The sequence below is a fragment of the Bifidobacterium sp. RTP21102st3_E2_RTP21102_210122 genome, from assembly GCF_040916945.1.
In the GTDB taxonomy this organism is placed as follows: Bacteria; Actinomycetota; Actinomycetes; order Actinomycetales; family Bifidobacteriaceae; genus Bifidobacterium; species Bifidobacterium longum.
In genome coordinates this window covers 1-1065 of the sequence record NZ_JBCPAN010000024.1, presented here as the reverse complement: position 1 = coordinate 1065, position 1065 = coordinate 1, and the positions used below count along the sequence as shown (strand labels likewise).

The 1065-nt window shown below is 60.7% G+C and carries 1 protein-coding gene; it reads right to left on the bottom strand.

All coding sequences use genetic code 11. The features are described 5' to 3' along the window. Positions 1-1065: transglycosylase domain-containing protein (locus tag AB5287_RS09965; RefSeq protein ID WP_368221171.1), on the bottom strand; the 1065-nt coding region annotated here is incomplete at both ends.

Here is a 1065-nt window from a genome sequence, read left to right as displayed (position 1 = left end):
CTCGTCCGCCACGTTCTCCAGCGCCCTCGACATGTAGTTGGTGAACAGCACGGCCGGATATCCCATGCCCTTGTAATACCCGTTGATGGTCGGCAGTTCCAGCGCCTCGCCGTTCGCTCCGGGATTCCAGATGGCGAACATGGTGAGCGTCGAGGGTGTGAACCCGATGAAGCTCACGGCCTTGTTGTCGTTTGCCGTGCCGGACTTGCCCGCCATCGTCTTGCCGATCGCGCTCGCCGCACGACCGGTACCGTATTGGATGGTGCCTTCCATCGCCTTGACCACCAGTCCGGTGTCGTTCGCGTCGAACACCTGCTCCGCGGTGGATGGCGCCTTGTACAGTTCCGACCCCTTGCTGCTCTTCACGCTGGCGACGATGTGCAGCGTCGGCTTCTTGCCCTGGTTGGCGATGGTGGAGAAGCCGCGCGCCATGTCGATCATGCTCAGACCGGAGTTGCCGAGCGTCACGTAGCCGTCATCGGTGATCTTGCCTTTGATGCCGGCCGTGTGCGCGGTCTTGATTATCGTGTCCGCGCCGAGATGCTGCTGCAGATCCATGTACACCGTGTTGACGGAGTTCGCCGTCGCCTTGTACAGGTTGATGTAGCCGTAGCTAGCGCCGCCCGAGTTCGACATCGGCTGTTTCAGCCCGGGGAAGCTGCGCGGCGAGTTGCCGTTGAACACAGTATCGAGGCTGACGCCCGTCTGGACGGTCGAAAGCAGCGTGAACGGTTTCATCGTGGAACCGACTTCGTAGGTCGCGTCGGTGACGTTGTTGAGCTGTTTCTTCAGGTAATCCTCACCCGCGTACAGCGAGATGATTGAACCGTCTTTGACGTTGACCGACAGGCCGCCGGTCTGTACGCCGTCCGGCATGCCCGCGTTGCCCTTGGTGGGGCTCGCGGTCTGATACATCAGATCCTGTTTGGATTTGTCGATGGTGGTGACGATGGTGTAGCCGCCGGTGTCGAGGTCGTCTTGCGTGAACGCCTTTGAGTTGATGAGTTCGCTGCGGACCATCTGCAGCAGATACCCGTTGGGGCCCTCGTAGATGTTCTGCTGTGC